The following is a 25,475-nucleotide window of genomic DNA, read 5'->3' as shown; positions in this document are numbered from 1 at the left end:
GGACACCGCGTCCCGCGTGCTCGCAGGTGGACGCCCGGGACCTTGGGCGGACCCTTCCCTCAGCCCGGCAGGTACCCCGACGTATCCGCTCCGACCTGGGCGTATTTACGAGTAAGTACCCGAGCGGTACCGTGGGAGCATGCCAGCTCTCAACGTGGAGTTCAGCGACCGCGAACTAGAGGACCTCCGGCAGATCGCCAAGGAACGCGGTACGTCGATGAAGGCGCTGGTGCGGGAGGCCGCCGCGGCCGACATCGCCCGCCACCGCGCGCTGCAGGAGGGCGCGGAGGCCTTCCGCCGGTTCTTCGCGTCCCACGCCGAGGAGTTCGCCGCCGCCTTCCCGGACGACGAACCACGGGCCAAGGGCGAGGGGCGGGCCGCCTGACCGATGGCACCCGTGCTGCACATCGACGTGCCCTGGCTGCTCCAGCGGCACGAGGAGGTCCTCCCGGACCAGCCCGTCGTCAACGACTTCTCCGCCCTGGTCGCCGCCGTGGCCCGGCACCGCGTCGACCCGCCCCGGCTGGGCGTCGACTCCGACCCCGCCTGGCGGGCCGCCGCACTGCTGCACACCCTCACCGTGCTCCGGCCGCTCCCGTCGGCCAACGCGCGCTTCGCCTGCGCCACCGCCGTGGCCTACATGTTCGTCAGCGGTGTGGGCATCGACCCGCCCTACGGGGCGCTGGTCGACCTGGCCCGCGACCTGATGACCGGCGCGGTCGACGTGTACGGCGCGGCCGACCGGCTGCGCTCCTGGCAGATCTGACCCCCGGCCCGGGCCCCCGGCGGGCCCCGGCGGGCGGCCCGGCGGATGACCGGGGGCGGAGCACGCCCCGCCCGGTCGGTGGCCCGGCAAGGGGAACAAGGGGGAGCGGGCCCGGCGGTCGTCCTCGGGCGAACCGTCCCCGTCGCCGGGCGTCGTCGTGCCGCGTCCCCCCTGCCGCGCGTCTCCGGAACGGTCCGTGACCGCGATCGGAAGACCGTGGCGGGGCCCCTGACCCGCTTCGGGCCGGAGACGGCGTCGGCGTACCCGGCCGGCCGACACCGCTCGGCTTCCGACCCGCGCACCCGGCCGACGCACCCGGCTCCCCCTCCGGCCCGCGCACCGACCGACGCATACGGCTCCGCCTCCGGCCGGCGCCCGAGGCGCTCCCGGCGCAGCCCCGTGGCCGACCCTGCACGGCGGCCCCCGCACCTGGTTCGCGCACCGGTCCGCAGCCGCTGTGCGCGGGACGCGGCGACGGCGGGCGAACGCCTTTTCCCAGGTTCGGGCCCACCGGAAAAACACCTGGTCGAATGGCGGTGCGTACCACCTATAACCGTTTGTCCTTCTGACTTTCTGTCAACGCGCAGATCTTCCTCAAGCGCCTTGTTGCTGGCGCGCGGGTTGTGCGAGAGTGAGCCACCCGTGCGGGGGGTAATGGCCGGGGGCACAGGAGCGTGGACGTTTCTGAACCGGGTCCGATTCGCCGTCGGTGAAGTCGCACTCCCCGCGCCCCGCGCCAAAGAGGTATGGACCACTCGGGCTTTCCTTAACGGCGTCGGGACCTTGTGTCACCCACGCGTGGGAAGGAACCTCTCAGTGCCCACCCCCCACCCGCCCCGACCTCCCTATCCCCCGCCCGGCGGGGATCCAGGGGAGTCCGACGAGTTCCTCGCCGCCCGGCTGAGGGACCGTTCGGAGGGCGAGGCCGCCCGTGCCGTCGCGCTGCTGACCGCGCGTCACTGGCGGTCCATGCACGACTACGCGGCCGTGTGCCTGGCCTCCTCGGGGCAGACGGCCGGGATGGCCACCGCAGCCGCCCTGCACCAGGTGCTGGACCGGCTCGCTCTCGGGGAGTCCGCCGTCGCCCTGCGGCCGGTGCTGCTGGTGGCCGTACGGGACACCGTCCGCGAGTGGGCGTCCGACGACCGGATATCCGCTGCCCTGCCGCCGTTGAAGAAACCGGCCGGCGGACGCGGCATGCGGATGGCGAAAACCATGACGCCGGACAACCGCGCACTGGCGCTCAGGGCATTCCGCGCCCTGCCGGCCCGCGCGCGCTGTCTGCTCTGGCACGCCGAGGTCGAGGCCGAACCGATATCCGTACCCGCGGGCCTTCTCGGCATGGACGCCGACATCGCATCGGCCGCACTCGAACAAGCACGTGACACTTTCCGTAAGAATTGTGTCCTCGCGCATCAGGAAACGGCACCGACGCAGGAATGCCGATTCCACAACCGGCTGCTGGACGTTCCGATCCGCCGGGGCGGTGCGCTGCTCCCCGACGTCCGCCGGCATCTCGCGGAGTGCCGTCACTGCCGGCACGCGGCCGAGCAACTCGGCCACTTCGAGAGCGAACTGGGCATCCTGATCGCCGAGGCGGTCCTCGGCTGGGGGGCCCGCCGGTACCTGGACTCCCGCCCGGGCCGCTCACCCTCCGGGGCCCGCGGCCCGCGCTCCGGACGCCGCGGACGCCGGGGCGGTGGCCACTCCGCCGACCGCCGGCACCGGCTGCTCTCCCGGATGCCGGCCGCCGAGCGGCTCACCGGCTTCGGGCGGACCGAGGCCGTGCGCTCCACCCGGACCCTCCTCACCGGCCTGGGCGCCGTCTCCGCCGGGGTCCTGGTGAGCGTGCTCATCGCAGGCTCCTCCTCCACCGACGGCGGCGCCACCGACCCGACGGGCTCCACGAGTGCGCAGGGCGGCCGGGGGACCGTGCCGACCGTCTCCCCGCCCGGCGTCGCCGGGCTGCCCACCGGGCCGCAGCAGACCCGGCTGCGCAACGTCGCCACCGACCTGTGCCTCGACACCCTGGGCGAGCCCCAGGACGGCGCCGGGACCCGGCTGGCAGCCTGCTCCACCGCGTGGACCCAGCGCTGGACCTACGAGGACGACGGGCTGCTGCGCAGCGTCGCCGATCCCGGGCTGTGCCTGGACTCCCACAAGGACGCCGGCGTCGTCGTCCTCGGCGCCTGCGCCGACCAGGACGCGGACCGCGGCGACGACGTGCGGTACGACCTCACCCCCCAGGGCGAACTGCTGACCCGCTGGGACCCGCAACTGGCCCTCACTCCCGCCACCCCGGACGCGAACGCCGACCTCGTCGTCAAGGTGCGCGGGAGGACCGCCGACCAGCGCTGGGCCGCCGAGCCGGTGCGGGAGGACGAGGACGTGCTGTCGAGCGGCGCGACCGGCCGACCGGCCGCGCGGCACGCCCGGCTCACCGGGCCGGGGCCCGTGACCTGAGGCGACCGGCCCGTCCGGGACGGGCACCCGAGGGGCCTGGCTTCACGGCGTGCGAGGGCCCGGCCGGGTCGGGCCCTTGAGGGGCCTGGTGGCGTGCGGGGTCCGGCCGGACCGGTCACGCCCCGGCCGGACCATCGCCAGGCCGACAGCGGCCACGGCACCCGTCCTGCCGCCCCCGCACAGGGCCCACGGCACGCTTCCGGCGGGGCCAGGGCCGGGGCCAGGGCCGGGTACGCGGCACGGGGGAGCGTGCGGGCCCTCGCCCGGCGTGCCCGGACGTCCGTGCCCGGGTCGCCGTGGCCGCTGTCGGCCCGCCCGACACCCACGGCGCGCCGCCCCGCCGGCCGCCCACGCCCGCCGCCCCGACGGTGCGCGTCGCCGCCCCCGCCGGGCCCGGGGCCGGCCGCGAGGTCAGGCGGGCGGGGCCGTCGCGAGGTCGCCGGGGCCCACCGTGTCCGGGCCGGAGTGGCCCGACAGGGCCAGGGTGAGGTCCAGTTCGGCGAGCAGGCACCGGATCACGTGGTCCACCCCCGCCTGACCGTCGAGCGCCAGCCCGTACACGTACGGACGTCCCAGCAGCACCGCCCGCGCGCCGAGGGCGAGCGCCTTGAACACGTCGTCGCCGGTGCGCACCCCGCTGTCGAACAGCACGGCGAGCCGGTCGCCGACGGCCTCCGCCACCCGGGGCAGGGCGTCCGCCGCCGCGATCGACCCGGCGACCTGACGGCCCCCGTGGTTGGAGACCACCACGCCGTCCATCCCGGCGTCGGCCGCCAGCCGGGCGTCGTCCGGGTGCAGCACGCCCTTGAGCACGATGGGGCCGTCCCAGTTCTCGCGCAGGAACGCGAGGTCCGGCCAGGTCTTCGCGGGGTCGGCGAACATGCCGACGAAGTGCATCACCGCCGCGTTCGGATCCTCGTGCACCGGCTTGGCCAGCCCCGCCCGGAACGCCGGATCGGTGAAGTAGTTGGCGGTGCCGACGCCGTGCAGGAACGGCAGGTACGCCTGGTCGAGGTCGCGTGGGCGCCAGGACAGCAGCGGCGTGTCCAGCGTGACCACCAGCGCGGTGTACCCGGCGGCCCGGGCCCGGGCCAGGAAGCTGCGGGCGACCTCCACGTCCTTCGGCCAGTACAGCTGGAACCAGCGCTCCCCGTCGCCCATCGCCTCGGCGACCTCCTCCATCGGCGTGCTGGACGCCGAGGACAGCACGAACGGCACGCCCCGCGCGGCGGCCGCCCGCGCCGCCGCCGGCTCCGCGTCCGGATGCATGATCGACAGGACGCCGACGGGCGCCAGCGCCAGCGGCGCCGGCAGGTCCCGGCCCAGCACCCGGACGGACAGGTCGCGCTCGTGGACGTCCCGCAGCATGCGCGGCACGATCCGGTGGCGGTCCAGGGCGGCCCGGTTGGCGCGTGCGGTGCTGCCGTCGCCCGCGCTGCCCGCCACGTAGCCGACCGGGCCGGGGCCGAGCCGCCGCTCGGTCAGCTCCTCCAGCCGCGTCAGGTCCGTCGGCAGCCGGGGGACGGCGCCCGTCATCCCGTTCAGGTAGATCTCGTACTGGAAGTCGGCCCAGTGACCCGCCATGTGTCCGTGTCCCGCCTCTCCTCGTCCGTCGGCCGGGCGCCGCGACGCCCGAGCCGACGGTATCCCTCCGTCAGGCGGAGGGAACCGCCTCGTGCAGGATCCGGGCCAGATCGCCGGGGCGGGAGAACATCGGCCAGTGCCCGGTGTCCATCCGGACCAGCTCCCACTTCCCGGCGGCCAGTGCCGTGGCCGCGGCGGGCGGCGGGTCCCCGCCGTCCAGCAGGCACTTGACGTAGGTGGCGGGGAGGTCGCCCGCGGCTCCCCGCAGGGCGGCCGGTCCGGTGAGCGTGGCACCGGGGTGCGGGGTCGCCCGGGCGGTGATCCGCGCGATCTGCTCCTCCGACAGGCCCTGGCCCGCGAACTCCCCGGCGGGCGGCGGGGGCCAGACACCCCCGTGCTCGGCGACCGTCCGCCGCACCTCCTCGCTGGGCCAGCCTGACAGGAACGTCTCCCCGTCGACCGGGACGTTCGCGTCGACGTACACCACCCGGGAGAGCCGGTCACCGATCCGCTCGGCGGCCTGGCCGACCGGGATGCCGGAGTAGCTGTGCCCCACGAGCACCACCCGCCCCGGCCCGAGCCGGTCCACCTCCTCGACGACGTCCCGCACATGCGTCTGCTGGTCCGCCGGGACGCCCGCCCGTTCCGCCAGTCCGGACAGGGTGAGCGCCCTGACCTCGTGCCCCCGGGCGGCCAGGTGCGCCGCCACCTCGTCCCAGGCCCAGCCGCCGAGCCAGGCTCCTGCCACCATCACGTATCGCGTCATGCCCCGCACGCTAATCGCGGCCACTGACAGTCCGGGCCCCCCGCGGCCGGGGCGCCCGTCGGCCCGGTTCCGCCCACAGGGATCGGGCGGCGCCACCCCGGTCGTAAGTGATCTCCACGTGAACACAAGGCGTCGCGGAACGGCCCGTCGGCACCTGAATCGGAATGTTTCAGGCCGATTAACGAACAGTCGGAATTCCGCCAACTGGCCACTTCACGCACACGGTAACCGCTTGATTACCGGCCTGAAGCCCTTCCATCGCGTGACTTCGCGCCACTGATTCAACACGCAATGTTACTGAAACCAGCAGGGTCGACGTGTCTTTCCGCCGGGGACTCGGCAGACTCCGGCACGCCGGTGCGGCACCGACCGAGCACGGACCGGCGATCGAACGAAACGAGCGGAAGGATGCACACAATGCGGAACACCGCGCGCTGGGCCACCACCCTCGGCCTCACGGCCGCTGCCGTCCTCGCACCCCTCACCGGGGCCGCGCAGGCCGCACCGGGGACCGGCCCCTCCGCGCTCTACGCCCCCTCGGCCCTGGTGCTGACCATGGGTCACGGCGAGAGCGCGCCGAGCGTGACACCCGAACGCGCGGTCACCCTGACCTGCGGCCCGGGCGCCTCCGGCACCCACCCCGCCGCCTCCTCGGCCTGTGCCGACCTCGAAGGCGTCAGCGGCAACCTCGACGCGCTGTCCATGCGGCCGGGCGTCTTCTGCACCAAGCAGTACGACCCGGTCGTCGTCACCGTCGAAGGCGTGTGGCAGGGACAGCGGGTCTCCTACGAACGGACCTTCCCCAACGAGTGCGTGATGAACGCTCACGGTTCGAGCGTCTTCGCGTTCTAGACCGGGATCGCACGGTTCCCGTGACCGCGCGGTGGCCGCAGATTGGGGAGTGCGAGCAACCCCGCGGAGACGTGCGATCTCGCGCAAGGAAGCCGGCGGGCGGAGTGGGGCCGCCCGCCGGCCTCCGGCATCCTGAAGGGCCGGGCGGCCACGTGGCCGCCCGGCCCTCCTCGTACCTCCGCTGCCTCCCGCCGCCGGGCCGGCGTCCCGCCCTACGTCAGGCCCGGTCCCGGTGGCTGGTGTCGCACCACGGGTAGCGGCGACTGCGGCGGCAGGTGCACAGCGCCACCCGGAAGCGGTCCGAGGACACGACCGTGCCGTCCTCCAGTTCCACCTCCACCGGGCCCTCCACCAGCAGCGGGCCCTTGCGCTGGACGGTCATCCGCCGGGGCGTGTCAGACGGGCTGTTCGGCACGGACCACCACCAGTTCCTCCCTGTTCTCGTCCGGGCCCAGCAGGTTGCGCTCCCGCAGCCAGCGTTCCCGGGCCCGCAGCACCGGACCGAACGTGATGTGCCGGCGCCGCGTCACCGCAGCCTTCAGCCCGGCCGTCCGCAGGTGCCCGAGCGTCAGCTCCGGCCCGCTGAGCGCCGACTGCACCAGCAGCAGCACGCCGCCGGGCCGCAGCAGTCCGGGCGCCTCCTCGCAGATCCGGTCCAGCACCAGCCGCCCGTCGTGGCCCGCGTCCCACGCCCGGGCCGCCCCGCGCGGGGGCCCGGCACCGCCGTCGGGCGCCGGCACGTACGGCGGGTTGGCGAGGATCAGGTCGAACGACCGGCCCCGCACCGGGGTGAACAGGTTCCCGCGCCGTACCTGGACGGGCATGCCCGCCATCAGCGCGTTCAGACGGGTCGCGCACACGGCCCGCCAGGACACGTCCACCGCGGTCACGCGCGTGCCGCGCCGGGCGGCGGCGAGCGCCAGGGCACCGGAACCGGTGCCGACGTCGAGAACGTCCGAGCCCGGCCGGACGGGCTCGTCGGACAGTGCACCGGCCAGCAGCTCGGTGTCTTCCTGCGGGGCGTAGACGCCCGGGGGTGCGAGTGGATTCACGCGCGGCCGAGTACCCCGGACATCCTCGGACATGTGCGTCATGAGACAGGAGTGACGTCCGGGACGGACAGCGGCGTGCGCAGCGACGAGCGGCCCGCGCCCCAGTCGGCGAGCAGCCGGTCGCCCAGCCGGTCCTCCACGAACACCGTCGCGTCGATGCCGAAGGCGATGTCCGGGGCGAGCGCGGGCTCGTCCTCCATCAGACCGCCGATCACGTCGTGGCGCACCACCTGCTCGTGCACCGCGTCGGCCTCGACGTGCTCGTCGTAGAAGTGCTCGGCGGCGGGCCCCGCGCCCGTGCGGCGCATCGCCTCGGCGAGCCGCCGGGACCCGGGCGAGGACGTGATCTCGACCGTGGCGAAGTGCCCCACCAGGGCGCCCCTCAGGGAGCGGTGCAGACCGAACAGGGACATCAGGTTCACGGTGACCAGCAGCTCCGCGCAGGCGGCGTCCAGGTAGCGGCCGTACGTCGTGTCCAGGCCCAGGTCCTCCATCAGGTGCGCGTACAGCAGGGCGTGCACCCGGTCGGGACGGCCGCCGCCGAACTCGTCGAACTCCACCGCCGCCATCGCGGCCTTGGCCCGGCCCCACAGCCGCGGCAGCACCCAGGCGTGCGGGTCGGCCTCCTTCAGGTGGTACAGGGAGCGCTGGGCCGCGTACTCGCGCACGTGCCACAGCTCGCCCTTGTCCCGCAGGAAGTGGCTGACACCGGTGCCGTCGACCGGCTCCACCAGCAGGTCCGCGAGGGCCGTGTCCACGTCGTCGTGCACGGTGGCGTCCGCGCGCAGCGCCGTCTCGAAGCGCCGTTCCAGCGCCCCCCGGGTCCGCAGCAGGTCGGGGTCCCACTCGAGCGCCGCGGGGACGCCCTCGAAGCCCCGGTAGTGCAGTTCGTAGCAGAGGTACAGCGCGAGCTGGAAGTCGTCGCCGTACACCGCCGCCCGGGTCACGTCCTGCGGCCGGGGGAGGGGGCCGTCACCCCTGAGGTGGGCGATGACGGCGGCGCTGAGGGGGCCGCGCGGTGCGGGCAGCGTCGGTTCCGTACGTGGGTGTTCCATGGGACCCGGGTACCCGCGGTCCGCCGGGCCACCCCGGGTCGCGCGTGTCCCCCCGCCGCGGGGGTACTCCGGACCGCATGAAGGCACTCGCGATCAACTGCACCCTCAAGAAGTCCCCGGCCACCTCCAACACCGAGGCGCTGCTGGCGACCGTCACCGAACAGCTCCAGAAGGAGGACGTGGAGGTCGACGTGGTGCGCGCCGTGGACCTGGACATCGGCCCCGGCATCACCAGCGAGGCGGTGCACGACGGCGACGACTGGCCGGACGTGCACGCGAAGATCCTCGACGCGCGGATCCTGGTCATCGCCTCCCCGACCTGGCTCGGGCAGCCGTCCTCGGTCGCCAAGCGCGTCCTGGAACGGATGGACGCGATGATGTCCGAGACGGACGACGAGGGCCGCCCGGTCGCCTACAACCGCGTCGCCGGGGTCGTCGTCACCGGCAACGAGGACGGCGCCCACCACGTGATCAGCGAGATCACCGGCGGGCTGCAGGACATCGGCTACACCATCCCCGGCCAGGCGTGGACGTACTGGAACCAGGGCCCCGGCCCCGGGCCCAGCTTCCTGGAGGGCGGCCGCGGCCACGACTGGTCCCGCAGCACCGGCCGGGCCATGGCCGCCAACCTGCTCGGTGTGGCCCGGGCCCTGGCGGAGCGCCCGCTGGGCCCGCCGCCGCAGTAGCCGGCGCCCGCTCACCGTCGTCCCTCAGCCCCGGGACTCCCGCCGGGACCCGAGGCGGGCCGGCCGCGCACCGTCCGGCTGCGCCCCGCGACTCCCGCCGGGGCCCGAGGCGGCCGGGGCGTGCCGTCTCCGGCCCCCGCGCGGGTCCCGCCCCGGCTCTTCGTGATGCCGTGCCGGACCCGCACGGCCGTTATCCGCACGGCAGGGATCTGAGTCGCCGTACGGCCCGTGTCCCCGGCCGCGACCGCGTGGACCACGCAGCCCGTCGGGAGGCTTGGAGGCTCCTACGAGGCCCCAGGGCGGGCCACCCGCAGCGGAACCGCCTCGGCCGGAGCCGTCTCCTTCTCGTTGAGCCGGGTGACCTCCGCCCACCAGCCCGGCCCGTCCTCGATGTGCCGCAGAAGCACGCCCTCGCGCAGCGCCCAGGGGCAGATGGTGACCGCCGACAGCCCGGTCAGCTTCATCGCCGTGTGCGCCACGACCGCCCCCGCCAGGCTCTGCTCCGCACGCGGCGCGGAGATGCCGGGCAGGTGGGCGCGTTCGGCGGCGGGCAGCGCGGCCAGCCGGTCGATCGCCGCCCGCAGGTCGGTGCAGGACAGCTCCCGCTCCACGAACGGGCCGTGCCGCCCCGGCGCGGCCCCGCACAGCCGCCCCAGCTGCTGGAACGTCCGCGAGGTGGCCACCGCGGTGCGCGGCCCCTCCCAGCGGATGCGCGCCGCCACGTCCCGCAGCTGGTGCCGCACCCGGCGGCGCAGCGCGCGCACCTGGGAGGGCGGTGGCGGGTCCTGCCCGGCGAAGAACTCATGGGTCAGCCGGCCGGCGCCGAGCGGAAGCGAGGCCACGAAGTCGGGCAGCCGCCCGCGGCCGAAGGCCACCTCCAGGGAACCCCCGCCGATGTCCAGCAGGGCCAGCGGACCGGACCGCCAGCCCATCCAGCGGCGGGCCCCCAGGAAGGTCAGCTCGGCCTCCACCTCGCCCGGCAGGGTGCACAGCGCGACGTCCGTGCGGGACCGGACCTCGTGCAGCACCTCCTGCCGGTTCGGGGCGCCGCGCACCACGGCGGTGGCGAAGGCGAGCGGCCCGGCGGCGCCCCACCGGGCGGCGGTGCGGCTCGCCGCCGCCACGGCCTCCACCAGCCGGTCCACCGCCTCCTCGGGCAACGGCTCGCCCGGCGCGACCTCCTCGGACAGCCGCAGCCGCCACTTCGCCGTGTGCACCGGCAACGGCACCCCGTCGTCCGTGTCCGCGACGACGAGTCTGACGGTCTTCGATCCCACATCCATCACGCTGGTTCGCATGGCGCGTGGGTACCCACTGGGCGTATCCCCTACCGCACGGAGGGAGACCCGCCGCACCGCAGGGGGCCCGCCTCCCGGAGCCGACCGGCGCCCGGATCCGCCCGGGCGGCACGCCGGTTCCGCTCCGGGCAGCCCTACGCCAGCTGACGCCGCACCAGTTCGTGCAGCCGTCCGCCCGTGTCGGCCAGCAGGTCGGCCGGCGGGCCCTGCTGGACCACCTTGCCGTCCTCCATCACCACCACCCGGTCCGCGTCCAGCACCGTCGACAGCCGGTGCGCGATGACGACGCGGGTGGCGCGCAGGGCGCGGGTGGAGTCCATCACCGTGCGCTGCGTCCCGTTGTCCAGGGCGCTCGTCGCCTCGTCGAGGAAGAGGATGCGGGGGCGGCGGATCAGCGCCTGGGCGATCATCAGCCGCTGCCGCTGCCCGCCGGAGACCGCGCCGCTGCCGGAGACGAGGGTGTGCAGCCCCATCGGCATCCGCCGGATGTCCTCGGCCAGCCCCGCCATCTCGGCCGCCGCCATCACCTCCTCGGGGGTGTACGGCTCGGTCCCGCGGATCACGTCCAGGACGGAACCGGTGAACGGCTGGGCGTGCTGGAGCACCACCCCGCACTGGCGGCGCACCGCCGACAGGTCGAGCGCGGACAGGTCCTGGCCGTCGTAGAGGACGCTGCCCGACTGCGGCCGGTCGAAGCCGATCAGCAGCCGCAGCAGGGTCGACTTGCCGCACCCGCTCGGGCCGACGACCGCCACGAACTCGCCCGGCCGCACCTCCAGGGAGACGTCGTCCAGGACCAGCGGCCCGTCGTCGGAGTACCGGAACGACAGCCGCCGCGCCTCCACCGCCCCGGACAGCGGGCCCGGCCGGGTGCTCCCCGACGGGACCTCGGGCGTGGCCTCCAGCACCGGCCGGATCTGCTCCAGCAGCGGCAGGGCCGCCACCCCGGAGACGAACGCACCGGTCAGCTGGGTGACCGAGGTGAGCACCATGGTCACCGCGGTGTGGAAGGTGAGGAACTCCGCCGCCGTCATCGAGCCGCGGGCCGGCCCCGCCAGCAGCATGAACATCGCCAGGGTGCACAGCGGAAGGTGGACGGCCCCCAGCACGGCCGTCAGGTTCCTCACCCGGCCCGCCTTCTGCTGGAGTTCCCGGCTCCGGGCGAACTCGGACGCCCAGGCGGCGTACGCGTAGTTCTCCGCCGCCGCCACCCGCAGCTTCGGCAGCCCGCGCAGCGTCTGGAACGCCTGGTTGTTCAGCTGGTTGGTCAGCACCACCAGCCGCCGCTGCCAGCGCACCTGCCACAGCCCGAGGCCCAGGAACACCGCGGCCACCGCCACCAGCATGCCCATCGCCGCGAGCGCCATCGGCACGCTGAACCACAGCAGCAGACCCAGGTTCACCGCCCCGACGGTCACCGACTGGGCCACCGTCGGCCCCACTCCGGCGAGCAGCCGGCGGATCGCGCTGACGCCCATCGCCGCGCTCGCCAGCTCACCGGTGGACCGCTGGGCGAAGAACGACGTGGGCAGGCGCAGCAGCCGGTCCCACACGGCCGGCTGGAGGGTGGCCTCCACCCGGCCCTCCAGCCGCAGCAGGGTCAGGTTCTGCAGCAGCATGAACGCCGCCGCCACCACACCGGCGAGGATCACCGCGAGACACACCTGCACGATCAGGCCGGTCTGCGCCCGCGGCACGAACTCACCGAGCACCCGCCCGGTGGCGAGCGGCACCAGCGCGCCGACGCCCACCGTGACCAGGCCGCTCAGCAGCAGCGCCGTCAGGTCGCGCCGGGTGCCCGCCCTGCAGAACCGCATCAGGCCCAGGGGACCCAGCCGCCGGTCGGGCAGCGGCCGGTAGAACATCACCGCCTGCGGCTCGAACTCCCCGGCGTTGGCCTTCTCCACCGGCGTCTCCCGGCCGCTGCCCGGGTGCACCGCCACATAGCCGCCGCGCCGCCACAGCAGGGCCACCGGGGCGCCCGACAGCGACCGGTGTCCCACCAGCGGACCCACGTCCTCCCGCCACCAGCGCCCCCGCAGGCGCACGGCACGGGTGCGGACCCGGGAGGCGAGGGCCACCTGCTCGACCGGGTCGAGCCGGTCGCCGCCCGCCCCCGGCGCCGGGGGACCCGCGAGCCGGATCCCGGCCGCCCGTGCCACCAGTTCGCAGGCCGCGTACGTGGCGTCCGCGTCGGCGGCCGTCGCCGCGCGCGTCGACGGACGGCTGCCGATGGACGCCAGCAACGTCCGGTCGGCCCGGGCACGCACCGCCTCACCGGCCCGGATGCCCTCGGCGGTGCGGGACGCGTGCGTCTGCTCCAGCTGCTCGATCCAGCGGTCGAGGGCGGTCATGAGCCGGTACTGCTGGTCGACCACGCTCTGCCACAGGGCGGCGTCCATCAGCAGATCGGCCGCCGCCTGGGCGCCGTACACCGATCCGTACTGAACGCTGCCCGGCGGCACGTGCATCCAGAACACGTCGTCGTCCTCGTCCGGGCCGGGACCGTCCACCGGGACGGCCCCGGACAGGTCCGTGCGCTCCCCGGCCGTCGGCGCCCGGAACAGCACCGACAGGCTCCGGCCGAGGCCCAGCGCCAGGGCGTGTTCCAGCGGGCTGGTGGCGGGCGGCACGTACTGCGGCCGTCCGTGGGCGTCGTAGGACCACGTCCGGGTGTCCGCCTGCTGGTACAGCTCGCGCAGCCCGATGCGGTGCACCACGCAGTCCCGCAGCGGGCGCGCCACCAGCGTGTGCTGCGGACCCGGCACCGGACCCAGCAGCAGCGCCCCGGCCGCCAGCCGGCCCAGGTGGTGCCAGTGGCCCTGCCGCCCGGCGTCGACCGCGAACAGGTCCACGGCGCCGGCCGCCACCAGCCACAGCACCTGCGGTCCCTCGAGGTCCAGGCGGCCGGACCCGGAACAGTCCACCGGCGTGCCCAGTCCGCCCAGCGCGCCCAGCACCAGATCGCCGCCGAGGCCGTCGTGCACCGTCGTCGTCATCTCACCGCTCCCTGACCAGCGCCGCGTACGCGCCGCCGCGCGCCACCAGCTCCGCGTGGCGTCCGCGCTCGACGACCGTGCCCCGGTCCAGGACGACGATCTCGTCGCTGTCGCGGACCGTGCTCAGCCGGTGCGCGATCACCACGCAGGCGCAGCCGCGGCGGCGCAGGTTGTCCATCACGATCTGTTCGGTCTCCGCGTCCAGCGCGCTGGTCACCTCGTCCAGCACCAGGATGCTCGGCCGCCGCACCAGCGCCCGGGCGATCTCCAGCCGCTGGCGCTGCCCGCCGGAGAAGTTGCGGCCGTCCTGCTCGACCCGGCTGTGGATGCCGCCGGGCCGCCGGGCGACCACGTCGTACAGCGCCGCGTCCCGCAGCGCCGCCTCCACGGCCTCGTCGGGGACCGACGGGTCCCACAGCGCCACGTTGTCCCGGACCGTGCCCTCGAAGAGGAACACGTCCTGGTCCACGAAGGACACCGAGGAGGCGAGCGCCCCGCGCGGAATGTCCTCGATGCGCCGCCCGTCGACCCGTATCACCCCGTCCCAGGGGGTGTACAGGCCGGAGATCAGCCGGGACACCGTGGACTTGCCGCTGCCGGAGCCGCCGACCAGGGACACCTGCTGCCCCGGCCCGACGGTCAGGTCGAAACCGGTGAGCAGCGGCTCGTCCAGCGGGTTGTAGCCGAAGGAGACGTTCTGCAGCTCGACGTGCCCGTGCAGCCGCCGTGTCGACTCCCCGGCGCCGGGACGGCCGTACAGCGGGTCGGCCCGGAAGTTCTCCACGTCCTTCAGCCGGGCCACGTCCGCCGCGAAGTCCTGGATGCGGCCGGCCACGCCGTTCAGCCGGGTCAGCGGCGCGGTGAACCGGGTGACCAGCGCCTGGAAGGCGACCAGCAGCCCCACCGAGATGTGCCCCTCCACCGCCCGCAGCCCGCCGATCCACAGGATCAGCGCGCTGTTGAGCATGGCCAGGGCCGGCGCGACGACCCCCAGCCAGGCCGTCGGCACACCGAGCCGCTGCTGCTCCTCCAGGGTGGTCGCGTGCTGCCCCGCCCAGGTGCGGAAGTAGCCGTCCTCGCCGCCGGTCGCCTTCAGCGTCTCGATCAACTGCAGCCCGGTGTACGCCGTGTTGGTCAGCCGCGCGGTGTCCGCCCGCAGCTTCGCGGTCCGCGTCGCGCGCAGCTTCACCACCACCCGCATCGCCAGGACGTTCAGCAGGGCCACACCGATGCCGACGAAGGTGAGCTGCGGGTCGTAGCTGTACAGCAGGAACGCGTACAGCACCACCACGAGGGCGTCGACCCCCGCCGCCGACAGGTCACGGGCCAGGGTCTCGGCCACCGCGTCGTTGGACTGCAGCCGTTGCACCAGGTCGGCGGGACTGCGCTGGGCGAAGAACGTCACCGGCAGCCGCAGCAGGTGGCGCAGGAAGCGGGCGCTGGAGAGCGTCGAGGAGATGATCCGCCCGCGCAGCAGGTTGGCCTGCTGCAGCCAGGTCAGCAGCAGCGTGAGCAGGACACAGGCACCCATCGACGTGAACAGCACGTCCAGCGTCGAGGTCCGGCCGCCGATCAGGAACTCGTCGATGTAGGCGCGGCTCAGTCCCGGCACGGCGGCGCCGACCGCCACCAGCAGCAGGCTGGTCAGCACCACGGCGGGCAGGGTGCCCGCCGTGCCGCGCAGCCGGGCGGGCATCGCCCCGAGGACACCGGGCCGGCGTCCGCCCCGGGTGAAGTCCGGGCCCGGCTCCATCACCAGGACGACCCCGGTGAAGCTGCCGTCGAAGTCCTCCAGCGGCACGAACCGCCGGCCCTTGCCCGGGTCGTTGACGAACACGCCGCGACGGCCGAACCGGCGTCCCATGCCGTCGTAGACGACGTAGTGGTTGAACTCCCAGAACAGGATGGCCGGCGCCGCCACCTCCGCCAGGGCGGCCAGGTCCATCTGCATGCCCTTGGCGGTCAGCCCGTAACCGCGCGCCGCCTTCAGCAGGTTGCCGGCGCGCGAGCCGTCGCGGGAGACGCCGCAGGCGATGCGCAGCTCCTCCAGCGGGACGTGGCGGCCGTGGTGGCCGAGCACCATGGCCAGCGCGGCGGCGCCGCACTCGACGGCCTCCATCTGCAGCACCGTGGGGGTGCGCACGGTCCGGGCGCGCCGGGGGAGCACGGTGCGGGCGGGCGGGGCGGCGCGGCGCCTGCCGGTGCGTGCGCGGGTGCCGGTCACGGCAGCAGCCACTCGACGGGGCGCCGGTCGGCGAGCCGGATCGACGCGGAGGCCAGGGTCATCGAGGTCAGCCGGAACGGCGGTCCGTCCGCGGACGACCAGGCGTAGCCGCTCCTCGTCGTGGACGACGTCCGCAGCTCCACCGTGACGGCCACCGGCCTGCCCTCCCGCGCGAACTGCTCACCGAGCGCGGGGTCGCCGAGGAACGAGGCGATCTGCCCCGCCGACTGCGCGGTGCGGTCCACCGTCTCGACCCGGCCGCGCAGCACGCCGTACTCCTCGCTGGGCACCGACTGCACCGTCAGGTCGACGGACGCGCCGGCGGGAACGGCGGCGGCCCGGCCGGCGGGCACGTACACCGTCGCGGACAGGGGGTCCCCGGCGCGGCCGGTCCGCTCCACGGCGGCGACGTCGGCGCCGGTGCGGATGATCCGTCCGACGGTCGCGGCGAGCGTGGTGACCTGTCCGGCGTCCAGGCTGCGGACGACCGTCTCGCCCTGCGCGGTGCGCACCTTCAGCACGGGGGAACGGGCGGCCAGCCGCTCGCCCTGCTCCGCCAGGACCTCGGTGACCTGTCCGGAGACGGGGCTCTGCAGGACGTAACTGCCCCGCCCGTGGGTGAGCACGGCGGGCGCGGTCACCGTCGACGCCACCGAACCGGTCAGCGCCCACACGGAGGCAGCGGCCATGGCGACCACCGTGACGGACAGCACCAGCCACCCCTGGGGCCGGGCGAGACGCACCGGGAGGTCGAGTTCCTCCGGTGACTGCTGCTTGGCGAGGGCCTGTTGGCGGAACTGCACGGGTCTTCCCTCACCTGCGGGGGATGTTCGGGACGTACGGGATGTGCGGGAGGTACGGGCTGCTGTGGAGCCGGGAACCGGCCGACCGCCTGCGCGGCCGGGCCGGGTGAGGCGCCGCCGGGCCCCGGAGCCGTGGGACGGCTCCGGGGCCCGGCCCGCCGGAACGCGCGATCAGAGACCGGCGACCAGGTTGGTGACCGGGGCGGTGTTCAGGCCGGTGACGCCCTCGACGGTGTCGACGGCCGTGTCCAGCACGCCGGAGACCGGTGCGATGCCGTCCACCGCGCCCGTCAGGGTGTTCACGGCGTTCACGGACAGGCCGCCGGAGACGTTGTCGAGCTCGGCGTCCGAGATCTCGGCGGTCTCGACCTGGGGGGTGGAGTTCATGCTGGAACTTCCCTTCGTATGGGTGTTTCACATGGGGGGAGAGCGGCCCCCGCTGGGGACAGCCGAAGGCCGCGACCGCGGGCGCCGGGCGCCCGTCACGGGAAGCCCGGAACGGCCTTGCGGTGCGATGGATGTAAGCACGCGTCGGCTCCCGGCTTCCAATCGATCCGGCTGCTCACCAGGCGCATCGCGACCCGGAGGTGCCCAGGCGTGCAGACGGCGGCACGAAGCGGCGGCGACTTCTTCACAGGGTGCACGGCATCGTCGCGTCCGCCCCCTTGCGCCCGCCGGAGCCGCACCCGGCACACCCGGCGCAACGGGTGACCCGGTCACCGGCCCCCCGTCGCGTTCCCGACGCGGTGACCGCGGTGGGCGCGGGCTGTGCAGATTTCCTGAAGCCGGGATTCCGCATCGGGTGCGCCACAGAACGTGTCCGTCCTCTCGCGGACCGTGGCGGTGCAGGAGCCGTGACGTGGGCCGCCACCGCACGGGTGCCCGGCCGGTTTCCGCCCGCCGACGCGACGACTCCGTACGGGATTTGAACGCCCCGCCCGACACGTGCGTACCAACAGCCGTCCAGGCGCCCCACCGCTGCCGAACGGCGGCCGACTCCGGTCCCCCCAGGAGGTCGAGTAGTTTGAGTCACAAGCGAATTCCGAAGCGCAAGGCCGCGATAGCGGCGGGGAGTGTCGTGGCGCTCGGCGCTGCCGCGCTCCTGCTCCCGAACGCCAACGCCTCCCAGGACGGCGCGTCGGACGAAGCGGCACCGGCGCCCAGGACCCTGAAGGCGGAGGCAGCCTCGGACCTCGCCTCGCAGCTCTCCGGGATCCTCGGCGACGCGTACGCCGGCGCCTACTACGACAGCGGCAAGAAGCAGCTCGTCGTCAACGTCGTCCAGGGCGACAACAACCAGGTGATCGTGCAGGCCAAGCGGGCGGGCGCGGCCGTGCGCGAGGTCGACAACAGCATGACCGAGCTGGAGTCCGGAGCGCAGACCCTGAAGTCGGAGGCGGCCATCCCCGGCACATCCTGGGCCGTGGACCCGCGCACCAACAAGATCCTGGTCACCGCGGACAGCACGGTGACCGGCGACAAGTGGGACCGGCTGGAGTCGACCGTCGAGGGCCTCGGCTCCGGCATGGCCACCCTGAAGAAGTCCAAGGGCACCTTCCGGACCTTCGTCTCGGGCGGCGACGCCATCTTCGCCGCCAACTCCCGCTGCTCGCTCGGCTTCAACGTCACCGCGAGCGACGGCAGCCCCGCCTTCCTGACGGCCGGTCACTGCGCGCTCGGCGGCAACCAGTGGTCCGACCAGCAGGGCGGCGCCCCCATCGCCACCATCGACCAGGCCGTCTTCCCCGGCGAGGGCGACTTCGCGCTCGTCAAGTACGACGACCCGGCGACCCAGGCGCCCAGCGACGTCAACGTCGGTGGCCAGACGGTCCAGATCAGCCAGGCGGCCGAGGCCACCGTCGGCCAGCAGGTCTTCCGGATGGGCAGCACCACCGGGCTCGCCGACGGCCAGGTGCTCGGCCTGAACGCCACCGTCAACTACCCGGAGGGCACGGTCACCGGGCTCATCCAGACCAACGTGTGCGCCGAGCCGGGTGACAGTGGCGGCTCCATGTTCACCCGCGACGGACTGGCCATCGGCCTCACCTCGGGCGGCAGCGGCGACTGCACCAACGGCGGGGAGACCTTCTTCCAGCCGGTCACCACGGCCCTGGCCGCCGTCGGCGCGACCCTCGGCACGGGCGGCGGCGCCGCGGCCGGCGGCGAGGACGCGGGGCAGCAGGCGGACGGTGAGGACGCCGGTGCGGGCGCCGGTCAGCAGGCCGGCGGTGAGGACGCCGGTGCCGGCGGGCAGAACGGCGACGGCGAGGCCGGTGCCGGTGAGCGGGCCGGCCAGGGCGCCCGCGAGGAGGGTCCGGCCGGGACCCACTGACGTGCCCGGGACGCGCACCCCTCGACGCGTCCCGCGGCACCACGGGTCCGGTCCCGCCCCGCCCGGGCAGGGCCGGACCCGCCCGCCCGGGCTGTGCCGCCCCGCCTGCCCGCCCGGGCGGTGCCGGACCCGCCCGCCCGTCCCGCGAAGGCCGGGCCGGGACACCGGGCGGCGGAACGCGGCGGGTGCCCAGGGCCGCGACAGGCACCGTGTGCCCCGTCGCCACGCCCGGCCCGCACGCTCGCCGCACCGGGCCCTGACCGGAGTACATCCCGTACGAGACTCAGGGCCCGGCACGCCGAGAGCACGCACCTGACGCCGCACGGCCGCCCCGCGGGCGGACGACGGGAAGGTGACGACAGGACCTAGGAAGCCGTCGTCCTGATCAGCAGCAGGGCGATGTCGTCCAGACGGTGCTCGGCGGCGTCCGACCCGAACCGGATCAGGCCGTCGGCCACCTGGTCCAGCGGCAGGTCACCGAGGTCGCTCAGCCGCCGGCCCAGAGCCGCGAGGGCCTCCTCGAAGTCCGTTCCCGGCGACTCGACCAGGCCGTCGGTGTACAGCACGAGCAGCGAGCCGGGGGAGAGGTCGACCTCGGTCGTCGGATAGACCGCCCCGGCGTCGACACCCAGCAGCGGACCCCCGGCCAGGTCCAGCACCCGCACCCGGCCGTCCGGCCTTTGCAGCAGCGGCGGCGGATGCCCCGCACGGGACATCACGGCCCGCCCGCGCGCCGGGTCGAGACGCAGGTACAGGCAGCTCGCGAACAGCTCCGAACCCAGGTCCAGCAGCAGCCGGTTGGTGCTCCGCATGACCTCCTCCGGAGCCTGCCCGACCGTGGTGTACGCCCGGACCGCGGTCCGCACCTGCCCCATCAGCCCGGCCGCCGTGACGTTGTGTCCCTGGACGTCCCCGATCACCGCCGCCGCCGTGTTCCGCGTCCGCACCAGGTCGTAGAAGTCGCCGCCGATCTCCATCCCCTGCGTGGCGGGCAGATAGCGGGCCGCCGCCTCCAGACCGGGCAGCGACGGCAGGGTGTGCGGCAGCAGCGCCGCCTGGAGACCGTGTGCGAGCCGGTGCTTGGCGTCGTACAGCAGCGCCCGTTCCAGGGCCTGGGCGATCAGCCCGGCCAGGCTGGTCAGCACCGCGCGCTCCTCCGTGGTGAAACGGTGCGGCGCCGCGTAGGCGAGCACACACGTGCCCACCGGGCGGCCCGAGGCGATCAGCGGCAGGTAGGCCCACGACGCGAACGTCGACGGATTCACGACCAGCACCGGGTACAGCCGCTCCAGCTCCCGGCGGGACTCGAAGAAGGCGGGCACACCGGTGCGCAGCACCTGGCCGCCCGGCGTCGGCTCGGACAGCGGCATCCCGTCGAACCGCTCCACCACCGGGGCGTCGTGGTACCCGCGGTGCCCCAGCACCACCAGGCGTCCGGCCCGCGACCCGAGCAGCACCACACCCTGACTGCCCACCGCCGGGGCGATCTCGTCGGCGATCAGCTGCACCACGTCCTGCACGCCCACCGCCTCGGTCAGCGCCCCGGCCAGGCTCAGCACCTGCGAGATGTCCACCAGCCGGGCCGGCATGTCGCCCCTCGGCGGTGCGGCCCGGTTGATCTCCGTGACGGCGCGCGACCGGCTGATCCGCACACTGAGCCCGGTGGTGCTCGGGTACAGCCGGAACGACAGCCAGTCGCCGGGCGGACGCAGCGCCACGAACGACGTCGCCTGCTGGCTCAGCAGCGCGGCCCGGTAGCGGTCCTCGTGGACCGGGTCGTCCAGCCACGTCACGGACGTCCACAGCCGCCTGCCCAGCAGCTCCTCCGCGCTCACCCCCAGCAGATCGGTGGCGGCGGCATTGGCGAAACCCACCCGCCCGTGCACGTCGAGCGAGCACAGCCCGTACGGCAGCCGGGACACCATCCGCGCGGCCTCCACCGAGCCGAGCGTGCCGCCCGGACCGCCCACCAGGTGAGCGGCGGACAGATCGGGTTCGGGCGGCAGCGGCAGGCGCTGCTCCACGGCCCGCTCCAGGCGCGTCGCGAGCCGGTCGCAGGCGGCGGTCAGCCGCCGGCGTTCCGCATCGGAAAGCTCCGGCGGGTGCGACCCGGGCCAGGTCACGAAGATCCCGCCGTACACACGGGCCGGGGTGGCGATCGGCAGCGCCGCCAGGGCGAAGGGGTACGGCAGCACCACGGCGATCCGCGGATAGCGGCGCGCCATCTCCTCCTCGCCGCCGACCCACACCAGCCGCCGCTCCCGCACCGCCTCCGACACCGGGAGCGGAGCACTCAGCCCGATCCGCTCCCACGGCGCCGCGAACGCCCGGGGCAGCCCCGCCGTCACCACCATCTCCAGGGCCGGCTGGTCGGGCGCGAGCAGGTACACGGCACCCGAGTGCGCGTGCACCTCGTCCATCAGGGAGGCCAGCGTCAGCGACAGCACCGGCCGCCCGACCGGCGGCGGGCCCCCGCCGGGCGCCCGTACCGCGTCCACCGGGTGGGGCACCGAGGACGCCGCGTCCGGTGGGGGCGGGCCACCGGCGAGCGGGGGAGGGGCGTCAGGCGGGGGCAGGCCACCCGGCAGCGGGGACCGCGCCCCCTCCGGCCGCGCGGACCATCGTCCCTCGGTCACGCCGACCACCTCCTCGCCCGGCCGCAGGCAGGGACCGCGCACCCCAATCTCCCCCGTGCCGCCCCGACGCGCACGGCGAACGGCCCCGGTCCCGCCGGACCGCCCGCGTCACTCGCTCGGACCCGGCACCGGGCCGGACGCGGCGCCGGTACCCGCGGCCCGGTGGCCTGCCGCCTCCCGGCCGGGGTGCGGCGGCCGGAACCGAGCGGTGGCGGACCGGGGCGGCTCCGCCGACGGCGCGCCCGGCGACCGGGGGGCCGTGCGGAACGCTGCCGCTCCGCCCCGCCCCGTCCCCCTTCCGCTGCCGGAACGCGCCGCAGGGGCTGCGCCCCGATGCTTTACGCGCTGTAATGGCCAACGTGGTCGGTGAGGGCGCTGCGGAACGCAGCACGAGGACGCTGCGCGTGGAAGGGGCTCTCCGGACGATCGCGGCCGACCGGGAGTCACCCGACCGCGTGCGACGCGTGCTCGAACAGGCACTCGTCTTCGCCGGGGCCACCTTCGCCGCCCTCTACGTACCAGGCCAGGACGGCGACGCACTGTGCCTGGTCGAATCCGTCGGGATCCCCAGGAACCTCTACGGGGTGCGCGACAGCTACCCCCGGACGGGCCGCTTCCCGGCCGCCGAGGCCCTGCGCACCGGACGGCCGGTGTGGCTCGGCCCGAAGGAACTGGCCGAGCACGCCCACTCCCGCCGCGTCCCGGCGCGCGACTTCCACCTCGCCGCGCTGCCCGTGCGGGAGGGGCCCGGCTGCCTCCTCGCGGTGAGCGAGCGCCCCGACGGCTTCGACCACGACGACCGGGCCGGCCTCGCCCTCGTCGCCGACGCCCTCACCTCCCCGCCGCCCGCCGTTCCGGCGGACGACGAGGACCTCCCGCCCGGCGGGTTCAGCCTGGCCATGGACTCCGGACGGGTCCAGGTCGGCGAGGACATCCTCGACCTGTTCGGCCTGGACCCCGACGACTTCGACGGCCGGGTGGAGACCCTGCTCGGTCTGACCGTGCCGGAGGACCTGCCGTCCCTGATGTCCGTGGTCGAGGCCGACCACATGTCGATCGGCGACCGCGAGCTGGAGTTCCGCGTCCTCCAGCCCGCCGGCCCGCCCAGGTGGCTGCGGCTGCGCGGCCGGCTCCTGCCCGGCGGCGAGGGCAGCCCCGCCCGGCTGGTGGGCTCCGTGGCGGACGCCTCGGCCCTGCGCTCCGACTTCACCGACGTCGCCCGGGTCCAGCGCCTCGCCGCCGCGCTGGCCACCGCGGTCACGGTCCGCGACGTGGGCAAGGCCGTGGTCGCCGCGCTGCGGCGCCCCTTGCGGGCCGACCGGATCGCACTCGCCGAGCTGGAGAGCGACCGGCTCGTCGTGACCGTGCTCGACCCGCCCGAGCCCGAGTCCTGGCCGGAACTGTGGCGCACCGAGTGGCGCAGCGAATGGCCGGACGCGCCCGTGCGCTCCATGCCGACCCTGGCCGCCGCGCTGCGCGAGGGCCGGTCCCGGATCTGGCCCGCCGGCAGCGACCTGGAACCCGCGCTCGCCGACGTGGGACCGGGCGGCCTGGCCGTGCTGCCGCTGCCCGCCGGGAACCGCATGGCCGGGGCCTGCCTCATCGGCTGGGACACCCCGCACGAGTTCGGCCCCGACGAACGCGCGCTGCTCACCGCCGCCGCGGGCCTCGCCGGACAGGCCCTGATGCGCGCCCGCGCCTTCGACGCCGAACACGAACTCGTCGGCATGCTCCAGCGCCAGCTGCTGCCGCGCCGGCTGCCCCGGCTGCCCGGCGCGGTCGCCGTGGCCCGGTACCTGCCGAGCACGGCGGGTCTGGAACTCGGCGGCGACTGGTACGACGTCATCCCCCTGCCCGACCACCACGTCGCCCTGGTCATCGGGGACGTTCAGGGACACAGCGCCGCCGCGGCCACCCTCATGGGCCAGATGCGCACCGCGCTGCGCGCCTACGCGGTGGAGGGGCACCCGCCGGACGTCGTGGTGTCCCACGCCAACCGGCTGCTCATCGACATGGAGTCCGACCTCTTCGCCACCTGCTGCTATGTCGACATCGACATGGAGGCGGGCTCGGCCTGGTGCGTCCGCGCCGGACATCTGCCCCCCGTTCTGCGGCAGCCCGACGGACGCACCGAGATCGTGGAGGCCGAGGGCGGGCCGCCGCTCGGCGTGGTGAGCCGGGCCGACTTCCCGATGGGCCCGCTCCGTCTCCAGCCCGGCACGCTGATCGCCCTGACCACCGACGGCCTGGTGGAGAGACCCGAGTCCGACATCGACGCGGGCATGCGGGGGCTCGCCACCCACCTGTCCGGCGCCGACCCCTCGGACCTCGGAGGCATCGCCGACACCCTGCTCGGCCGGGCCCCGCGCACCGACGACGTCGCGCTCCTGCTGGTGCGCTACGACGGCATGGAGTCGCGCCCGCTCCGGGAGACCTGGACGGTGTGGCGGGTGCCGCAGGCGGTGGGACACGCCCGTCGCTTCACCCGGCGCACCCTGCGGTCCTGGGGCGTGAAACAGACCCTCGACCCGATCCTGCTGGCCGTCTCGGAGATGGTCACCAACGCCCTGGTGCACACCGAGGGGCCGGTGCGCCTGGACCTCACCCTGGTCCACAACCGGCTGCGCCTGGCCGTCGCCGACTCCTCGCCCCGCAGCCCGGTGAAGCCCACCAGCATCGGCTGGGAGGCCACCGGGGGCCGGGGCATCCTGCTCGTGGAGGCGGTGTCGGACACCTGGGGGACGCTCCCGGTCAGCGGGGGCAAGCAGGTGTGGGCCGAGTTCCTCCTCGACCTCGACCACTGATCCGCCGGGAGCCGGGGAGCCCGCGACATCCGGCGCTCGGAGGCGGAGGCACCGGGAGCGGTCCCCGGGGCCGGGCAGCGGGCGCACACACACGCCGTGGGCACCGCCGAGGCGCGGTCGGCCCCGCACCCCCGCGCCCGCACTTCCGTGTCCGCACCCCCGTGTCCGCGCCTCGTGCCCGCGCCGGGGTGACCCTCCGCCCAAGCGGGTACCCGGGCGGGGCCCGCCGAGCACGGCGCGCGGAGCCGCGTCAGGGACCAGCCCAGGAAGGACGCCACCATGGCCCAGTACGTCCGCGACATCATGACCTCCGTCCCGGTGACCGTGGGACCGCACACGTCCGTGGCCGAGGTCGCCCGGGTCATGCGGGACCGCGACCTCGGCTCCGTCCTGGTCACGGACGGCGACCGGCTGCGCGGCGTGGTCACCGACCGCGACCTGGTGGTGCGCGCGCTCGCGCTCGGCACGGACCCCGAGCAGACCACCGTGGCCGGGGCGTGCAGTGAGGACCCGGTGACCGTGGGACCGGGCGACGAGCTGGACCGTGCCGTGCGGCTGATGCGCGAGCACGCCGTGCGCCGGATCCCGGTCGTCGACGCCGGGCGGCTCGTCGGGGTCATCTCTTTGGGTGACGCCGCGATGGAACGCGACCCGGACTCCGCCCTCGCCGGGATCAGCGCGGCCCGCCCCCGGACCTGACCGCCGCTCCGCCCGCGCGCGGGAGGGAGCACGCGCGGGAGGGAGCGGGAGGGAACTGCCGTGCCGGGCAGGCCCGGTGGGCGGCCGAGGGGCGCGGGGGCACGCCCGGGGCCGGGCGCCGGACCAGCGCCGTGTTTGCCTGCCGGACGCCCGGGGACCCGGGGGCCAGCGGACCCAGAAGGAAGATGATGCGTCGTGACCACGCAGACCGACACCGAAGCACGTTCCCGCCGGCCCGAGACCGGGTGGGCGACGGCCCGGCGGCTGAAGGGTGAGCACCCCCTGCGGACCTGTCTGCCGGCCGTGGTCAACCGCACCGGCCCCGCCACGCCGAGGACGGACGCCGAGGGCAACATCGTGCGGGGCGAGGACTGACCGTCGGTCCCGGTACGAAGCGGAACCCGGGGGTTTTCACCGGCCCTCTCACCGGATGTCGTCATGAAGGACCACAACACA

Annotated in this window: 20 protein-coding genes; 9 read left to right on the top strand and 11 right to left on the bottom strand. The window is 75.0% G+C overall.

The genetic code is table 11. The features are described 5' to 3' along the window. Positions 1 to 139 precede the first annotated feature (139 nt). The 3 genes from AB0F01_RS19925 (at position 140) to AB0F01_RS19915 (ending at position 3,229) form a co-directional block, all read left to right on the top strand. A complete protein-coding gene (locus AB0F01_RS19925; RefSeq protein ID WP_362097175.1) occupies positions 140 to 385 on the top strand; it encodes a hypothetical protein in 246 nt (81 codons plus the stop codon). A 3-nt stretch (positions 386 to 388) separates the two neighbouring features. Next, entirely contained in the window at positions 389 to 766 is a 378-nt protein-coding gene (locus tag AB0F01_RS19920) for a toxin Doc (protein WP_362097172.1), read from the top strand. Positions 767 to 1,582: 816 nt separating this feature from the next. Further along, positions 1,583 to 3,229 (top strand): RICIN domain-containing protein, encoded by a 1,647-nt coding sequence (locus AB0F01_RS19915; protein ID WP_362097169.1) that lies wholly within the window; start codon positions 1,583 to 1,585, stop codon positions 3,227 to 3,229. 411 nt (positions 3,230 to 3,640) lie between these two features. Here AB0F01_RS19915 and AB0F01_RS19910 read toward each other — a convergent pair whose 3' ends face one another. Next, positions 3,641 to 4,813, bottom strand: a complete 1,173-nt coding sequence (locus AB0F01_RS19910) for a lactate 2-monooxygenase (protein WP_362097167.1) — start codon at positions 4,811 to 4,813, stop codon at positions 3,641 to 3,643. A 70-nt stretch (positions 4,814 to 4,883) separates the two neighbouring features. After that, positions 4,884 to 5,579: an alpha/beta hydrolase gene (locus tag AB0F01_RS19905; RefSeq protein ID WP_362097164.1), complete on the bottom strand. Its 696-nt coding sequence runs from the start codon at positions 5,577 to 5,579 to the stop codon at positions 4,884 to 4,886. Between the two features lie 417 nt (positions 5,580 to 5,996). Here AB0F01_RS19905 and AB0F01_RS19900 point away from each other — a divergent pair, with 417 nt between their 5' ends. Then, positions 5,997 to 6,431 (top strand): subtilase-type protease inhibitor, encoded by a 435-nt coding sequence (locus AB0F01_RS19900; protein WP_362097161.1) that lies wholly within the window; start codon positions 5,997 to 5,999, stop codon positions 6,429 to 6,431. 217 nt (positions 6,432 to 6,648) lie between these two features. Here the strand turns inward: AB0F01_RS19900 and AB0F01_RS19895 are convergent, their stop codons facing one another. Genes AB0F01_RS19895 through AB0F01_RS19885 form a run of 3 tightly spaced genes read right to left on the bottom strand, consistent with a single transcriptional unit; the run spans position 6,649 to position 8,538 of the window. Next, positions 6,649 to 6,846, bottom strand: coding sequence for a CDGSH iron-sulfur domain-containing protein (locus AB0F01_RS19895; protein WP_362097158.1), 198 nt, complete (start codon positions 6,844 to 6,846; stop codon positions 6,649 to 6,651). Continuing rightward, positions 6,827 to 7,516 carry a HemK2/MTQ2 family protein methyltransferase gene (locus AB0F01_RS19890; RefSeq protein WP_362097155.1) on the bottom strand — a complete coding sequence of 230 codons (690 nt, stop codon included), beginning with the start codon at positions 7,514 to 7,516 and terminating at the stop codon, positions 6,827 to 6,829. The genes AB0F01_RS19895 and AB0F01_RS19890 overlap by 20 nt, the downstream gene beginning before the upstream one ends. 5 nt (positions 7,517 to 7,521) lie before the next feature. Then, positions 7,522 to 8,538, bottom strand: coding sequence for an iron-containing redox enzyme family protein (locus tag AB0F01_RS19885; RefSeq protein WP_362097152.1), 1,017 nt, complete (start codon positions 8,536 to 8,538; stop codon positions 7,522 to 7,524). Between the two features lie 77 nt (positions 8,539 to 8,615). Between AB0F01_RS19885 and AB0F01_RS19880 the strand changes: the two genes are divergently transcribed. Beyond that, positions 8,616 to 9,224 carry a flavodoxin family protein gene (locus AB0F01_RS19880; RefSeq protein ID WP_362097149.1) on the top strand — a complete coding sequence of 203 codons (609 nt, stop codon included), beginning with the start codon at positions 8,616 to 8,618 and terminating at the stop codon, positions 9,222 to 9,224. 284 nt (positions 9,225 to 9,508) lie between these two features. Here the strand turns inward: AB0F01_RS19880 and AB0F01_RS19875 are convergent, their stop codons facing one another. The 5 genes from AB0F01_RS19875 to AB0F01_RS19855 all read right to left on the bottom strand — a co-directional run bounded on the left by AB0F01_RS19875 (position 9,509) and on the right by AB0F01_RS19855 (position 16,935). Then, the gene (locus AB0F01_RS19875; RefSeq protein WP_362097146.1) at positions 9,509 to 10,522 is read right to left on the bottom strand and encodes a Ppx/GppA family phosphatase; all 1,014 of its coding nucleotides are present in this window, start codon (positions 10,520 to 10,522) and stop codon (positions 9,509 to 9,511) included. Between the two features lie 134 nt (positions 10,523 to 10,656). Further along, complete coding sequence (locus tag AB0F01_RS19870; protein ID WP_362097144.1) at positions 10,657 to 13,521, bottom strand: NHLP bacteriocin export ABC transporter permease/ATPase subunit; 2,865 nt, start codon at positions 13,519 to 13,521, stop codon at positions 10,657 to 10,659. Position 13,522: 1 nt separating this feature from the next. Beyond that, positions 13,523 to 15,745, bottom strand: coding sequence for an NHLP family bacteriocin export ABC transporter peptidase/permease/ATPase subunit (locus tag AB0F01_RS19865; RefSeq protein WP_362097142.1), 2,223 nt, complete (start codon positions 15,743 to 15,745; stop codon positions 13,523 to 13,525). Continuing rightward, positions 15,742 to 16,548 (bottom strand): HlyD family efflux transporter periplasmic adaptor subunit, encoded by an 807-nt coding sequence (locus tag AB0F01_RS19860; RefSeq protein ID WP_362097139.1) that lies wholly within the window; start codon positions 16,546 to 16,548, stop codon positions 15,742 to 15,744. Before AB0F01_RS19860 ends, AB0F01_RS19865 begins: the two co-directional genes overlap by 4 nt. A 171-nt stretch (positions 16,549 to 16,719) precedes the next feature. Further along, on the bottom strand, positions 16,720 to 16,935 hold the full coding sequence (locus tag AB0F01_RS19855; protein WP_362097136.1) for a type A2 lantipeptide: 216 nt from the start codon (positions 16,933 to 16,935) through the stop codon (positions 16,720 to 16,722). Between the two features lie 637 nt (positions 16,936 to 17,572). Between AB0F01_RS19855 and AB0F01_RS19850 the strand changes: the two genes are divergently transcribed. Next, complete coding sequence (locus tag AB0F01_RS19850; protein WP_362097134.1) at positions 17,573 to 18,880, top strand: S1 family peptidase; 1,308 nt, start codon at positions 17,573 to 17,575, stop codon at positions 18,878 to 18,880. A gap of 365 nt (positions 18,881 to 19,245) precedes the next feature. On the opposite strand, the gene AB0F01_RS19845 is transcribed toward AB0F01_RS19850, so the two are convergent. After that, entirely contained in the window at positions 19,246 to 21,378 is a 2,133-nt protein-coding gene (locus AB0F01_RS19845) for a SpoIIE family protein phosphatase (RefSeq protein WP_362097210.1), read from the bottom strand. 488 nt (positions 21,379 to 21,866) lie between these two features. Here AB0F01_RS19845 and AB0F01_RS19840 point away from each other — a divergent pair, with 488 nt between their 5' ends. The 3 genes from AB0F01_RS19840 (at position 21,867) to AB0F01_RS19830 (ending at position 25,394) form a co-directional block, all read left to right on the top strand. Further along, positions 21,867 to 24,320, top strand: coding sequence for a SpoIIE family protein phosphatase (locus tag AB0F01_RS19840; RefSeq protein WP_362097131.1), 2,454 nt, complete (start codon positions 21,867 to 21,869; stop codon positions 24,318 to 24,320). A gap of 279 nt (positions 24,321 to 24,599) precedes the next feature. Beyond that, positions 24,600 to 25,019: a CBS domain-containing protein gene (locus AB0F01_RS19835; RefSeq protein WP_362097128.1), complete on the top strand. Its 420-nt coding sequence runs from the start codon at positions 24,600 to 24,602 to the stop codon at positions 25,017 to 25,019. A 195-nt stretch (positions 25,020 to 25,214) separates the two neighbouring features. Then, on the top strand, positions 25,215 to 25,394 hold the full coding sequence (locus AB0F01_RS19830; protein ID WP_362097125.1) for a hypothetical protein: 180 nt from the start codon (positions 25,215 to 25,217) through the stop codon (positions 25,392 to 25,394). The last annotated feature ends 81 nt before the right edge of the window (positions 25,395 to 25,475 follow it).

Source organism: Streptomyces sp. NPDC029526, assembly GCF_040637405.1.
In the GTDB taxonomy this organism is placed as follows: domain Bacteria; phylum Actinomycetota; class Actinomycetes; order Streptomycetales; family Streptomycetaceae; genus Streptomyces.
This window is presented reverse-complemented; position numbering and strand designations above follow the sequence as displayed.